The sequence below is a fragment of the Flavobacterium akiainvivens genome (assembly GCF_001278115.1).
Taxonomy (GTDB): domain Bacteria; phylum Bacteroidota; class Bacteroidia; order Flavobacteriales; family Flavobacteriaceae; genus Flavobacterium; species Flavobacterium akiainvivens.
Genome location: NZ_LIYD01000005.1, coordinates 1,519,498 through 1,533,551, shown reverse-complemented (window position 1 = coordinate 1,533,551; position 14,054 = coordinate 1,519,498). Strand labels below are relative to the sequence as shown.

12 protein-coding genes and 2 pseudogenes are annotated in these 14,054 nt (G+C 38.2%); 9 read left to right on the top strand and 5 right to left on the bottom strand.

Annotated elements, in window-relative coordinates; genetic code table 11:
• Positions 1-2: 2 nt before the first annotated feature.
• Positions 3-836, bottom strand: coding sequence for an SDR family NAD(P)-dependent oxidoreductase (locus AM279_RS06790; protein WP_054406988.1), 834 nt, complete (start codon positions 834-836; stop codon positions 3-5).
• Positions 837-1,167: 331 nt separating this feature from the next.
• Between AM279_RS06790 and mobC the strand changes: the two genes are divergently transcribed.
• Entirely contained in the window at positions 1,168-3,168 is a 2,001-nt protein-coding gene (gene mobC / locus AM279_RS06785) for a conjugal transfer protein MobC (RefSeq protein WP_054406987.1), read from the top strand.
• A 360-nt stretch (positions 3,169-3,528) separates the two neighbouring features.
• On the opposite strand, the pseudogene AM279_RS06780 reads toward mobC, so the two are convergent.
• From AM279_RS06780 to AM279_RS06770, 3 genes and pseudogenes are all read right to left on the bottom strand, one after another.
• A pseudogene (locus tag AM279_RS06780) lies at positions 3,529-3,795 on the bottom strand (DNA topoisomerase); the annotation flags it as partial.
• Positions 3,796-3,797: 2 nt separating this feature from the next.
• Positions 3,798-4,787, bottom strand: coding sequence for an aldo/keto reductase (locus tag AM279_RS06775; protein WP_054406985.1), 990 nt, complete (start codon positions 4,785-4,787; stop codon positions 3,798-3,800).
• An 81-nt stretch (positions 4,788-4,868) separates the two neighbouring features.
• Positions 4,869-5,756, bottom strand: a complete 888-nt coding sequence (locus AM279_RS06770) for a helix-turn-helix domain-containing protein (RefSeq protein WP_054406984.1) — start codon at positions 5,754-5,756, stop codon at positions 4,869-4,871.
• A 655-nt stretch (positions 5,757-6,411) separates the two neighbouring features.
• Here AM279_RS06770 and AM279_RS06765 point away from each other — a divergent pair.
• From AM279_RS06765 to AM279_RS06740, 6 genes are all read left to right on the top strand, one after another.
• Positions 6,412-7,008 (top strand): Crp/Fnr family transcriptional regulator, encoded by a 597-nt coding sequence (locus tag AM279_RS06765; protein ID WP_074961725.1) that lies wholly within the window; start codon positions 6,412-6,414, stop codon positions 7,006-7,008.
• Positions 7,009-7,074: 66 nt separating this feature from the next.
• Complete coding sequence (locus tag AM279_RS06760) at positions 7,075-7,872, top strand: N-acyl homoserine lactonase family protein (protein WP_054406982.1); 798 nt, start codon at positions 7,075-7,077, stop codon at positions 7,870-7,872.
• 86 nt (positions 7,873-7,958) lie between these two features.
• Positions 7,959-8,915 carry an SDR family oxidoreductase gene (locus tag AM279_RS06755; RefSeq protein ID WP_236688503.1) on the top strand — a complete coding sequence of 319 codons (957 nt, stop codon included), beginning with the start codon at positions 7,959-7,961 and terminating at the stop codon, positions 8,913-8,915.
• Positions 8,916-8,956: 41 nt separating this feature from the next.
• Positions 8,957-9,871, top strand: a complete 915-nt coding sequence (locus tag AM279_RS06750) for a helix-turn-helix domain-containing protein (protein ID WP_054406980.1) — start codon at positions 8,957-8,959, stop codon at positions 9,869-9,871.
• Between the two features lie 92 nt (positions 9,872-9,963).
• Complete coding sequence (locus AM279_RS06745; protein WP_054406979.1) at positions 9,964-10,719, top strand: DUF6597 domain-containing transcriptional factor; 756 nt, start codon at positions 9,964-9,966, stop codon at positions 10,717-10,719.
• A gap of 24 nt (positions 10,720-10,743) precedes the next feature.
• On the top strand, positions 10,744-11,085 hold the full coding sequence (locus tag AM279_RS06740) for a putative quinol monooxygenase (protein WP_054406978.1): 342 nt from the start codon (positions 10,744-10,746) through the stop codon (positions 11,083-11,085).
• 59 nt (positions 11,086-11,144) lie between these two features.
• Here AM279_RS06740 and AM279_RS06735 read toward each other — a convergent pair whose 3' ends face one another.
• Positions 11,145-12,152, bottom strand: a complete 1,008-nt coding sequence (locus tag AM279_RS06735) for an alpha/beta hydrolase (RefSeq protein ID WP_054406977.1) — start codon at positions 12,150-12,152, stop codon at positions 11,145-11,147.
• Positions 12,153-12,258: 106 nt separating this feature from the next.
• On the opposite strand from AM279_RS06735, the pseudogene AM279_RS06730 reads away from it, so the two are divergent.
• Both AM279_RS06730 and AM279_RS06725 read left to right on the top strand, forming a co-directional pair.
• A pseudogene (locus AM279_RS06730) lies at positions 12,259-12,784 on the top strand (helix-turn-helix domain-containing protein); the annotation flags it as partial.
• A gap of 222 nt (positions 12,785-13,006) precedes the next feature.
• Positions 13,007-14,029: a zinc-binding dehydrogenase gene (locus AM279_RS06725; RefSeq protein ID WP_054406976.1), complete on the top strand. Its 1,023-nt coding sequence runs from the start codon at positions 13,007-13,009 to the stop codon at positions 14,027-14,029.
• Positions 14,030-14,054 lie beyond the last annotated feature (25 nt).

Here is a 14,054-nt window from a genome sequence, read left to right as displayed (position 1 = left end):
TATTATTTAAAATCAGTGGATAAAGATAACTCTTTCCATTTTTCCAGCTCTTTCTGCTCATTTTTACGTAGCTCTAAAATAGCATTGTAGCTATCAGAGCCTAAAGGAAGATGCAAAGGGGGATTTGACATTTTAGTAATCTGAAATAAAACCTCAGCCAATTTTGCGGGGTTACCGGGTTGCTTACCGTCATAACTTTTGAAAAGTTCTACCTGTTGTTCCAGATTATAATCATCGATTTTATTCTTCGCCACTGCCAGACTGCTGTCGCTCATAAAGCTGGTACGGAACGTTCCGGGTGCAAGAATTGTCACTTTTATTCCAAAAGAAGCAACTTCTTGGGAAAGAGCTTCGGAGAGTCCAATGACGGCAAACTTTGTTGCACTATAACTGCCATTAGCGGGATAGCTCATATAGCCCATCATCGAAGAAGTATTGATGATGTGTCCGGATTTATTTTTACGAAGGTGGGGTAAAACGTTTCTTATCACATTGGCCATCCCAAACACGTTTACGTTCATAGTTTGACGGAATTCGGCATCGCTCAGTTCCTCCATATTGCCCAGCAGGTTATAACCTGCATTATTTACCACCACATCGATTTGCCCAAATGTTTCAATGCCCTTTTCTATGGCTGATTTTACTTCAACTTCATTAGTGATATCTACTTTTAATGGAAGAAGGGTCTCTGACGCTTCCCCAATACTTACTATCTGCTCCTTCAGGTTTCTGGAAGTTGCGATTACTTTACCGCCATTTGCTAAAACGGTTTTTGCTACTTCAAGACCCATTCCTTTGGATGCTCCCGTAATAAACCATACTTTTTGGTTGCTCATAATTATTTGTTTTTAATGATGATGCAAAATTCAGACAATAGTCAATTTTAAATGTGTCCAAATCGGGGATTGTTGTGTTCAGGTTCGGGATGATTTTTCTTTTAGAGTAGAATTTTCGAATGAAATTCTTTTATTAAAGACAGCTTACTGCCCAAGGAGAAGATTATGAAGAACAGGATTTTGCCAATAAGATGAAGAAGAAGCGCAAACGCCAAAGAGGTCAGAAATAATATTCAGACAAATACTGCCACACAACGCCAAAGCCTGCCACATTTTTATAGCCACTCCACATAGCCTTTAAATTCACGCCCGAACATTAAAACTTAAAATAATGCAGGGAGAAGACGATTTAAGAGGCTTAGCCAAGATTATGGCTTTTATGCGGGCAGTCAGTATTCTATTGGTGCTGATGCACCTTTATTGGTTCTGCTACGGTTTCTTTTTAGAACGTGGCTGGACGTTGGAAGTAATCAACAAGATACTGGGCAATTTCGACAGAACGGCAGGTTTGTTTTCACATACCTTATATACCAAAGTCTTTGCTTTGGTTTTGTTGGCTTTGAGTTGCTTAGGAACGAAAGGCGTAAAGAATGAAAAGATAACCTGGTCTAAAATTTACGTGGCTTTGGGCGTTGGCTTTGTGCTGTTCTTCCTGAACACACCATTGTTAAAGCTATCTCCGGCAACAGGCACTTTCTTGTATATCTTGACTATCTCATTAGGTTATATCGCCTTGCTGATGGCGGGCGTATGGATGAGCCGATTGCTGCGTACCAACCTGATGGACGATGTTTTCAATAACGAAAACGAGAGCTTCCAACAGGAAACCAAACTGATGGAAAATGAATACTCCGTTAACTTACCCACGAAATTTTATTATAAAGGCAAATGGAACAACGGTTGGATAAATATTGTAAATCCTTTCAGGGCATCAATCGTGTTGGGTACTCCGGGTTCAGGAAAATCGTATGCCATTGTAAATAATTACATCAAGCAGCAGATAGAAAAAGGCTTTAGTATGTACATCTACGATTTCAAGTTTGACGACCTTTCCACTATTGCCTACAATCATTTGCTGAAGCACAGGGATAAGTACAAAGTTCAGCCAAAATTTTACGTGATAAATTTCGACGACCCACGCAAGAGCCACCGTTGCAATCCACTCAATCCCGATTTTATGACGGACATTTCAGACGCCTACGAAGCCGCATATACGATAATGCTGAACCTCAATAGGTCGTGGATACAGAAGCAAGGGGATTTTTTTGTGGAAAGCCCAATTATCCTATTAGCTGCTATTATTTGGTATCTGAAAATCTATGAGAACGGTAAGTATTGTACATTCCCGCACGCTATTGAATTGCTGAATAAAAAGTATTCGGACGTGTTCACTATTTTAACCTCATACCCTGATTTGGAAAATTATTTGTCGCCCTTTATGGATGCGTGGCAGGGTGGCGCACAAGACCAGTTGCAGGGACAAATTGCCTCGGCAAAAATTCCTTTGTCGAGAATGATAAGCCCGCAACTTTACTGGGTAATGACAGGGGATGATTTTACGCTCGACATCAATAACCCGAAAGAGCCAAAGATCTTATGCGTCGGCAACAATCCCGACCGTCAAAATATCTATTCCGCAGCTTTAGGCTTATACAATTCGAGGATTGTAAAACTGATTAATAAAAAGGGACAGTTAAAGAGTTCTGTTATAATAGATGAGTTGCCCACCATTTATTTCAGGGGACTGGATAACTTGATTGCAACGGCGAGAAGTAACAAGGTAGCGGTATGTTTGGGCTTTCAGGATTTTTCGCAATTAACGAGGGATTACGGCGACAAAGAAAGTAAGGTAATACAGAATACGGTCGGTAATATATTCAGTGGTCAGGTAGTTGGCGAAACGGCAAAAAGCCTATCGGAACGCTTCGGGAAAGTATTGCAGAAACGCCAGAGTATGACGATTAACCGCAACGATAAATCAACCTCTATCTCCACACAGTTAGACAGCCTTATTCCGGCTTCCAAAATTTCAACGCTCACACAGGGTATGTTTGTCGGCTCTGTATCGGATAACTTTGATGAACGTATCGAGCAAAAAATATTTCACGCCGAAATTGTGGTAGATAATGAAAAGGTAGCCGCCGAAAGCAAAGCCTATCAGCAAATACCGCAAATCCTTTCTTTTGTAAATGAGCAGGGCGACGATAAGATGAATCAGGAAATTGAAAGTAATTACAAACGTATAAAGTCCGACATCCTGAATATTGTTGTGAGTGAAATGGAACGTATCAAGAATGACCCGGATTTGCAGCATTTGATACAAAAGGAGTAATAGCGGATATGTTTAAATATTAAAAACGATCAATAACCCTCTGCGACTTACCGGAGGCGACTGTATTTATTTCTAAGTTGGTATTTAATATCTAAGTATCAGCGTGGCAAAGAAAACAATATGTTCACTTATATATGATAAGACGGCATATACGTAAAAACAAGCAAGTAGAAAGCATTTTATACAGCCAGCATATAAATGAACTTTATGCAGATATTGACGGAACAACTCCTTTTAACTTTTATGAATTCCATCAAAATCCGACAAAAGAAATTATAAATAAAGCAAATGTAATTACCCTCAAAATGACAGGAAAGAAAATTATTTATGTTGGTGACGACAGAAGAGTTTGTGTTGCACCACCTGCAACCCTTTTTCCGCAGGGATTAAAGAATGTTTATCCCTGCGGAAGTAATTACGGGTAGACGGGGTCTCTATAATGGAGGCTCTTGTTGCAGGCTTACCGATACCGATATTTTTGAGGGCTTTACGCTCTTCCTCATTTTCGATTTCTTTCCCTGCGGTTTCCATAGCGGATAAAATCCAGGCTTCGGTATAAAGAACTAGCGGTTTGGTCTGCTTTTCTAAAACGGCGGCGTCCTTTATGGCAAGTTCGTCTTCAGGTAAATTTATGAAGCTACCCAACCTAGCAATGCTTCTGGATAGCGGGTGCCCTTAATGGCATCGTGAGAAAATACAGCCTCCAATTCAGCTAGTTCTTCTGATGTGAAAACTATATTCATTGCTTCTATATTTTGACTTACTCTTTCTGGCCGGTTCATTCCAACTACAGGAACAATATCATTTCCTTTAGAAAGTAGCCAAGCTAAGGCAATTTGACTGGCGCTTTTTCCTTTTTGTGCAGCAAATAGTTCCAACCATTCCACTAGTTTTCGATTGCTTTCAAAATTTTCTCCTTGGAAACGTGGCAACATATTTTTAAAATCTCCTTGAGGAAATGGAGGCTTTACGTTTCCCGTTAATAAACCGTAATAATTAATAGAATAAGGCACTATTCCAACACCTAATTTTCTCGCTGTGGGCAAAATTTCATTTTCAATAAAACGAGTGGCAAGTGAATATTCTATTTCTAAAGCAGTTACAGTATGAATAGCGTGTGCACGTCTCAATTGTTCTGCATTCGCTTCCGAAAGTCCCAAATATTTTACCTTTCCTTCGTTGATAAGATCTTTTATGGCTCCAACGGTTTCTTCGATTGGTACATTAGGATCTATCCGAGCGGGTTGATATAGGTCGATTTCATCTACTCCTAAACGAGTAAGCGAATGACTACAAAAGTTTTTGATTGCCTGCGGACGACAGTCCAAACCTAAAATATGCCCATTAGGAGCTCTTAACGTTCCTGTTTTTACGCTCAAAAAAACTTTATCTCTCCGTCCTTTAATCGTTTGTCCGATATTCATTTCCTGCAACCCCATTCCATAGAAATCTCCAGTATCGATGTAATTTAACCCTGATTCGATCGCATGGTCCAAAGTTTCTTTGGTCTGATTGGAAATACTTTCTCGTTCTGAAGAGCTCTTACCTGATTCTCTGTTAAGTCCTATCCCTATGGCCGAAACTACAGGACCATTTTTTCCTAATTGTCGTGTCTGCATCTTATTCTTGTTTAAAAATAATAATACAAAGATCGCCTGTAATAGTATGGGTTTAAAGACCTGAATTACTTTAGAAATGTCCTAAATATCGTTTTTATATTCGTTTCGGTATTTAGCAGGACTTTTACCCGTTAATCGTTTGAAAAACTTACCAAAAAAGGATGGATTAGGAAAATTCAGTGCCTCGGATATTTGAGATATGCTAAGATTGGTGCTATTTATCATCGCTTTTGATTCCAAACCCACTATTTCATCTATCCACGCGTTGGCATTTTTACCTGTGTTGTTTTTAACGGTTTGTGAAAGGTGTTTTGGGGTAATAAATAGTCGGTCAGCATAAAACTTCACTGATCGTTCTGTTCTAAAATGCTCCATAACGAGGATTTTAAAATTCTCGGTCATCTGATGCCCTAATGTTGAATTAAAAAAGGGAACCTTCATTTCGTTCAATTGTAGATTGTTCAATTCTATAATGATAAATCGTATCAATGCTTGTAAGCTTTCCGATTTTGAGGGATCGGTAGAAGTATATTTTTCATTTACAAGTTTAAATAGTGATTGAAATGCTAAAAATTGCGTACCAGTGATGGGGATAAAATGTTGTGCATTTCCTTGAAATGTCGGTGATCTCTTAACAAACAAAATATCTGTAAGTCCAGAAATCAAAAATGATTCCGAAAAAAAAAGACCTTCCATTTTGATAGGTTCACTGATGGAAGACCAATAACGAATATCGTCTGGGCTCAGCATGACCAATCCGGGTGAGTTAACTTTGTAGGAATATAATCCAACTTGTAATTCAGCAAAACCATTAGTTATTAATGCGATATTATACATTTCCAAACGATGCGGCCCCATCTTTATAGAGAGGTCTTGTGTGGTTTTTTTCAGATAAAATGAATTACTGATTTTACTAATCCCTAATTTTTCAGAAAGATATGCAGAATCAAGTCGTTTGATGTTAGTCATTATAGCAAATTTAAATTAAATCCATCATTACATCCAAAATTTGGGCAAGAGACTTGGCTATAAAAAGTTAATTTTCAGAACTGGTCACAAATCCTGGCTCATGCAGATTTAGACCTGTCATTCTCTTACTCCCCTGCAAATACTTAAAGAGATTGCGTTAAGAACAATGTAACCGCAAAGCCTGCTATTGAACTCTTAGATTTATAGCATTGAAAAACTGCGTAGTAAAAATTGGCGAATTAAGCGAACATTATGTCGAAAAAAAAACACACATTACATTAAACCCATTGTCTATTGATTATTTCGTTACAGCATTTGCTTGGTTGGCCCGGTTGCTCCGGATACTAAAATTTTATATTTCATTTTCGTTTGTCTATAACGGCCATCACTGTAACGGCAGGCCCAATGACTGCCGTATTAGAAATCGCTTAAACTTTTCTGCAAAACTATCAGATAGTTGTTATATATTTACTATTCATTACCTTTAGGAATAGTAGGTTTATGGAAATGGATAAATCATTGTCTTAATGATATGGAGCTGTACAAAAAGCGGCTCTTGCTCTGAAAGATACTTTGGATTGCTGAGCGGGAAGTGGAAACTGAACATTCCCTTGACCATTCAGCAGTAATCAATATAGATACAAATAAGTAAATTTTGAACCCCATCATACAAACGTATTGCCACACCATAAAGCAACGCAGTTCTAAGCTTACGGATGAAGCATTAGCTTATTGGATAAAAGGGCTTACAGTTACCGAGTTGAAATCAAAACAAGTTTACATTGAGGCTGATGCGTTTCAAAAAGAAATCGGTTATGTGCATTCGGGTTTGCTACGGGCATTCTATACAGATGAACAGGGCAATGAGATTACCGTAAATTTTATCCCCGAAAATAATTATGCAACCTATTGCACTTCGCTCGATACGCCGAAACCGAGCAAATATAATTTTCAATGCATAGAAACTTCTGTCATTATTAACGTTTCTTACAATCATATCCACGATTGCAGTGAAAAATTTCCCGAGTTGGAACGCTACTTTCGTCTTATTGTGGAAGATGTTCACCGGAATATTCTCAGCCGGATGGAAGGTTTTTTATTCGATAATGCCGAGAACCGATACCTGAATTTTATGAAGCAGTTTCCGGATTTGTACCAACGTATATCGTTATCCGACCTGAGTACCTATTTGGGTATCGAAAGACAATCGCTGACCAGAATACGAAAGAAAATAGCCAAAAATTCACTTTGACACATTTGTGTCAGGCAGGGTTTGTAAAGAATTAGGAATTTTGTGCTTTAATTTCAGTTGATAGAAATGAACACAATCAAAATCCACGTTCTGCACTGCGGAAGTATAGACCTCGATGAGGCAGCATCGTTTTATGAAAAGACGATTCATCCGATGCCATATAGCGGCATTTTCAGAAGCAAAAAACACCAGATAAACGTTCCGGTATCGGCCTATCTTATAGAACATCCAAAAGGTTTGATACTGATAGATACCGGTTGGAATACCGAAGTGAGAACCAACCCGAAAAAATACCTAGGCTGGCTTTATAATATTTCCAGCACAGCACATTTGCCACCGCAACAGGCCATTCACGAACAGCTTCATAAACTCGGTTATCAGGCAAGCGATATCGATTATTTGTTTTTGAGCCACCTCCATCCCGACCATGTTAGCGGACTTAAATTATTAACAAACGCAAAAAGAATTTTGACCAGTAGCCTGGAACTAAGTGATACCAAAAAGCATCCGTTGCTGTACCTGCCTTTTATGTGGAAAGATGTCAACGTTGAAACATTTGATTTTCAAAACTCGGAATTTGATTTATTTGGAGATGGTTCTGTGGTTTTTGTAAACACGCCCGGTCATACCAACGGAATGTCGTCCACCATTGTACAAAATGACGGCAAATTTGTGCTGCTGTGCGCAGATACGGGCTATGCAGAAAAATCGTGGTTACATATGATTTTGCCGGGAATGATGACCAACAAGAAGAAAGCGGTACAATCGCTGAAATGGGTAAAGGAAATGAGCGAAAATCCAAATTGCATCGAGGTTCTCGCCAATCACGATGCCAATGTAAAACCCCATATTATTGAGTTTTAAATACCTTGTTTACATAAAATCCCAGTTGTCGACCTTGGTGTTTAGGACTTCGATAAATAAATTTTTAGGCTACAACAAAATACTTTTTGGCTACAAGACTACAAATCTTAAATCTGAACTTTGCTTCATTAAATGATATCAAAATGAAAGTATTTATTACAGGCGCTACAGGTTTCATAGGAACTGCCGTAGTACAAGAATTATTAGCTAACGGACACCATGTTTTGGGATTGTCTCGTTCACAAGAATCGACAAACAAATTAATTGCAGCCGGAGCCGAGGTACACAGAGGAGATTTAAACGATTTTGAAAGTCTGAAGGCTGGAGCCGCCGATTCGGATGCAGTTATTCACTTAGGATTTGTCCACGATTTCTCCCGGTTCGAAGAAATGTGTAAACTTGATGCGAAAGTCATTGAAGCCATTGGTGAAACTTTAGAGGGAACCGACAAACCTTTCCTCATAACGTCCGGAACTGCACTTTTTTCCAAAGAAGGGCTTACGATAGAAACAGACCGATCGATAAATTCGAACCCTAGAATTGCAACAGAGAATGCGGCGGATGCGGTAGCTATAAAAGGTGTAAAAGTGGCCGTCATCAGATTATCACCATCCGTACACGGTAACGGTGATATGATCGGTTTTGTGCCGACATCCATAAACATTGCAAAAGAAAGAGGCAAATCTGGCGTGATTAATGAGGGTAATAATTTTTGGCCTGCCGTTCACAGACTTGATGCCGCAAAACTGTACAGATTGGCTTTAGAAAAACCTTTTGAGAGCGGAACCAGATATCACGCAGTAGCAGAACAGGGAATCCCATTTAAAGACATTGCAACAATTATTGCAGAAAGATTGAACATTCCGGTAGTTTCCCTTACCGATGAGGAAGCAGCAGAACATTTCGGCTGGTTCGCCCATTTTGCAAAGCTTAATAATCTCACGTCAAGTGAAGAAACCAAAACAGCTTTAGATTGGAAAACTCAGTATCCAACCTTACTGGAAGATTTGCAAAGTGATGTTTATTTCTCTGAGCAAGAATAAGAAGCCTACTTATTCGTTAAATTTGATTAAATACTAAACCGATGTCCGACACACCAATACGACTGAAAACCATTTCTCAACTCCACGCATTTCGAGGGTTGCCAAAGCCAAAGCATCCACTCATCAGTGTGATTGATTTTAAAGATATGGCTCAACCTGAGGAAGGTTCAAAACAGAGTTTGATATTCGATTTTTATATGATTTCCGTAAAAAGAGATATGGAACATAAGTATAAATATGGGCAGCAGGATTATGATTTTGATGAAGGAGTGATGTTTGGAATGGCGCCACATCAGGTTTTGAGCGTAACAAGAGAAGAAAATGGCAAAAACGCTTCCGGATGGATGTTGATCATACATCCGGATTTTCTTTGGAACACACCATTGGCAACTTCAATTAAGAAATACGATTTTTTTAATTATTCTGTGAACGAAGCCTTATTTTTATCCGAAGATGAAGAAATTAAGCTTCAGCAAATCATCGAAAACATCAAGGAGGAATACCAGAAAAACATCGATAAATTTAGCCAGAGTATTATCATTTCCCAAATCGAAACGCTGTTGAACTATTCCGAAAGATTTTATCAGCGGCAGTTTTTTACACGTCAGAAAGTGCATCATCAATTTTTGGAAAAATTAGGAATTTTGCTTGATGAATATTTTAACGGAAATAACCTGAAAGAACAAGGTTTGCCTAGTGTTCAGTTTCTTTCTGATGAACTCAATATGTCGCCACAATATATGCGCAACCTCTTAAAAAATCTGACCGGCCAGACCACACAGCAGCACATCCACGAAAAACTGATTGAGAAGGCCAAGGAAAAACTTTCCATCACAGATTTATCCGTCAGTGAAATTGCGTATCAATTAGGCTTTGAACATTCGCAATCTTTCAGCAAGCTTTTTAAGACAAAGACCAACCAATCACCATTGGAATTCAGGGCAAAGTTTAATTGAAGACATTTTATTGGATGAGATGCAAAATGGAGTTTTAATTGTACTATTTCTTAATCAGTAAATTAATCAAAAGATAATTCTGATAATTTTTTATGTCAAATCCCGTCACCTTTCAAAAAATAAATGCTCACAAATCCATCAACAATTTTGTGTCTTCTTTTTGGTTGGTGGAAAATAACTCAGACCAAGATTATGCAGTAGTGGTAATGCCTGATGCCAGCTTCGATTTTGTGATTACCAAAAAAAAGAACGAGCCGTTGCATTGCATATTAATGGGCATCAATACCACTTTCAGCAATGCCTTTATTGAAGCGGATACTCGTATGATGGTAATAAACTTTAAGCTATTAGCAGCAGAATATATACTGAAATCATCAGTTGCAGATTTACTGAATGGCGGTCAATCGTTGCCAGATGATTTTTGGAATACAGAAGAAAGTGATTTTAATGATTTCAATCTATTTGCTGAAAAAATAACTGAGCATATTCAACTGCTTTCGGGCAAAGCAATTGATCCCAGAAAACAGAAATTATCTCAATTGATATATGCTTCTAGTGGTGAAATGACAGTAAAAGAATTGTCTGAAAATGCGTATTGGAACAGTCGGCAAATCAATCGCTATTTTACCCAATATTTTGGGTTACCGCTTAAAAAGTTTTGCAACATTCTGCGTTTTCGCTCATCATTCAAACAGATTAATGAAGGCAATCTTTTCCCAGAACTAAACTATTCTGACCAGCCACATTTTGAACGGGAAGTCAAAAAGTTAACCGGCGCCAATCTTCGCACGCTTTTCAAAAACAAAAATGACCGATTTATTCAAGTTTCGCTGTTAGGCAATTTATAATTTTGCTTCCTAAATATTTTATTTATGGACAATACAGGAAAAAGGAAATCTTTATACAAAGGTCAGCCCGGTGTAGTTTTGAAAATGCAGGCCAAAGAAGGCAAAGGTGATGAATTGTTTGAAGTAGCAACAGATTTGCACTACAATGGCGATGTGGATGGTCCGGTTGATTGGGTTTTGTGCAGAACAAAAAATAACCCGGATGTGTTGTGGGCATTTGAATTTTATAAAGATGATGCGTCGTTTGAAAGACATTATTCCAATCCGGCAATGGATGAAGGGCATCAAAGAATTTTAGATTTATTAGGAGAAATGCCAATGCGTGCTGATGTGGAAATTGTAAGTAGCGATAAAACAGACAGGTAAAATTGTATATTAAATTGCAGTAGACGGATAAAGATATATTCAGTGGTTAGTGAAAGCGTTTAATCTACGGTACTTTTTCGAGAGTTCATAAATGAGATTGTAGTTTTCACTACTTCGTCAATGGCTTGTTGATTAATATTTTTGAAACCGTGTGTTGCATTTTCATATATAATAAGTTGATGCTCCACACTGTTTTGTTTAAGTATTTTACTCAAAAGCTCAGATTGTGCCAAGGGTACAGTTTCATCCGCATTCCCGTGAAGAATTAATGTAGGAACACTCTCGGAAGAAATGTAATTAATGGGCGAAAATTGTTTACAAATGGCTGCTATTTTTGATTTGTCATCACGAACTCCAGTAATTGCTATTAACTTTTCTTGTCTCTTCAGGTATTTTTCTTTAGAATATACTTTAAAGATTTTTAATGAAAGATTACTTGTTTCAGGTTTTAATAACAGGTTTAAATCAACAGGACCGAAATTGTCTACGACGTAATTTACCTTTGAAGAATAAGGTTGTAAATCAGCATTTCCAATAAAATCATTATCATCGGAATAAGCCGTAAGCAATGCCAAATGGCCTCCTGCTGAGGCTCCCCAAATACCTACATTTGTCGTGTCTATATGATAATAATCGGCATTTTTCCTTATCCATCTTACTGCATCTTTGCAGTCTACAATGGGTAATGGAAAGTGAACACTTTGATTTACCAACTGATAATCAATACTAAAAACTGCATATCCGTTTTCCAGCAGTTCCTTTAGAACATATTGCCTGTAATTGGTTTGTATGGCATCTTTGCTGCCGTCGGTCCATCCACCACCATGAATAAAGATTACCGCGGGTATTTTGGTTTGGGGAATTGTTTCAGGTAAATAAATGTCAAGCATCAAGCTATCAAATTCCGTTATTTTCTTATAAGCCAAATTTTTAAAAACACGAGATTTTAAGGTTACTTTTTTAGGTGTAAAATCGTCAAGTTCAATCGAATGTTTAATAAAATTAAACAAAACGACAAGTAGTATTGCAGCAATCGCAATTTGTATTATTCGTTTATTTACCTTCATCAGTCTTGTTCTAACCCTTTTTAGATTATATTGCAAAGTTATTAAATATGGTTTTGTGGATCATCGATTGACATGGTCTTTTGTTCAATTTGAATAGCAAAGGTAAGCCCTGTTTTTATCCGATAATGAAGAAAACATCATTAATGGAATTGCTCAAAATATTCAGAAAGAATATCTATCAAACATTGACAAATTCAGCAAACAGATTATAATTTCGCATATTGAAAACTTGTTAACTTATGCAGACCGATTTTACAATCGCCAATTCATAACAAGAGAAAAAAAACAATCATCAAATTCTTGGTCGATTGGAAAAGCTGCTTTCAGACTACTTTAATAGTGATGATTTGGTAACAAGAGGATTGCCCACAGTTCATTACATTTCAGACAATCTAAATGTTTCGCCAACCTATTTGCACAGTTTGCTCTAAATACTGACAGGACTAACCACTCAGCAACACATACACGACAAATTGATTGAAAAAGCCAAAGAAAAATTGTCGGCTACAAGCTTGTCAGTCAGCGAAATCGCCTATGAATTAGGCTTTGAACATCTGCAATCATTCAGCAAGTTATTTAAAACAAAGACTAAGGTATCGCCTTTGGAGTTCAGGTCTTCTTTTAAACGATAAAGGGAATTTGATTTATTAAATGGTCATTTTTTCCAGATTCTCCTGCTATATAAAGCATAATGAATAGAATTAAGGACTACCCACACTTACAGATGCCGTGCAGAAGGAAAGCCATACGAAACAGAAATATAAATAACTGCGCCATTTAGGCTACTAAAAACCATATTTTGGCTACTCCAAAATGATTCTATTTTCTTTCATTTGTTTCTAAAATTAGAAAATATGAAAGATATGCAAGCTTTGGTAATGACTGCCGTAGGTGGACCAGAAGTTCTCCAGATGCAGTCAGTGCCCTCTCCGATTATTAAAGAGCCGCACGAAATTTTAATACGTGTTATGGCTGCGGGTGTAAATCCAGCTGATTTTAGGGTTCGTAAGCGTATGCCTCCATCAACCGATTGGGAATTGCCAAAGAATGGGATAATACTTGGATTGGAAGGAGCAGGCATTGTTGAAGCAGTCGGTTCAGATGTTTCACGATTTAAAGTCGGTGATGAAGTGTATTATTTCGATGGCGGCTTCATCGGTTCACAGGGCAATTATGCACAGTTCAAAACAGTTAATGAGTATTACGTAGCCCATAAACCTTCTACACTAAGTTTCGCACAGGCAGCAGCCCTTCCGGTTGTAGCCATAACGAGTTGGGAAGCGCTGCATGATCGTGCTAATCTCCAGCCAAGAGACTACCTTCTTGTCCAAGGAGGCGCGGGTGGTCTTGGACATATAGGTATACAACTCGCAAAAATATCAGGAGCCCGCGTTGCCACCACAGTTAGTACCGATGAAAAAGCTGAACTTGTTAAAAATCTAGGAGCAGATCATATCATTATGTACAGAAATGAGAATGTTGGAGAATCATTACAGAAATGGACTGGTAAAGATGGTGTAGATGTCGTTTACGACACTGTCGGTGATGGTGCATTCAGCCAAAGTGTGGACTTGCTAACTACCTATGGTCGGCTTGTAACTGCTGCCTATCCTACCTCTTGGCCTAATGGAGACATTTTTGCCCCAGCTCTAAAAAACATACAGATTTCCTTTGAAGCAATGGGACATGCACTTGCAAGTCATGAATCAAGAATAGTCCAGACACAAATATTGGAAGCAGTAGCAAAATATGTTGATGATGGACAGATGGCTGTGGTTTTGGGACGGACCTATCCTCTTATTGAGGCAGGCGAAGCTCAGCGAGCCTTGGAATCAGGTGAAATAACCGGCCGTGTGTCGTTGGAGATTCCCCATTAGTTCTTCAGGTATCAATCGAATTTAT

What these genes read in the sequence shown, in the direction of transcription:
- AM279_RS06790 (WP_054406988.1), bottom strand. Translation starts at nt 836, where the DNA reads ATGAGCAACCAAAAAGTATGGTTTATTACGGGAGCATCCAAAGGAATG.
- mobC (WP_054406987.1), top strand. Translation starts at nt 1,168, where the DNA reads ATGCAGGGAGAAGACGATTTAAGAGGCTTAGCCAAGATTATGGCTTTT.
- AM279_RS06775 (WP_054406985.1), bottom strand. Translation starts at nt 4,787, where the DNA reads ATGCAGACACGACAATTAGGAAAAAATGGTCCTGTAGTTTCGGCCATA.
- AM279_RS06770 (WP_054406984.1), bottom strand. Translation starts at nt 5,756, where the DNA reads ATGACTAACATCAAACGACTTGATTCTGCATATCTTTCTGAAAAATTA.
- AM279_RS06760 (WP_054406982.1), top strand. Translation starts at nt 7,075, where the DNA reads ATGAACACAATCAAAATCCACGTTCTGCACTGCGGAAGTATAGACCTC.
- AM279_RS06750 (WP_054406980.1), top strand. Translation starts at nt 8,957, where the DNA reads ATGTCCGACACACCAATACGACTGAAAACCATTTCTCAACTCCACGCA.
- AM279_RS06745 (WP_054406979.1), top strand. Translation starts at nt 9,964, where the DNA reads ATGTCAAATCCCGTCACCTTTCAAAAAATAAATGCTCACAAATCCATC.
- AM279_RS06740 (WP_054406978.1), top strand. Translation starts at nt 10,744, where the DNA reads ATGGACAATACAGGAAAAAGGAAATCTTTATACAAAGGTCAGCCCGGT.
- AM279_RS06735 (WP_054406977.1), bottom strand. Translation starts at nt 12,152, where the DNA reads ATGAAGGTAAATAAACGAATAATACAAATTGCGATTGCTGCAATACTA.
- AM279_RS06725 (WP_054406976.1), top strand. Translation starts at nt 13,007, where the DNA reads ATGAAAGATATGCAAGCTTTGGTAATGACTGCCGTAGGTGGACCAGAA.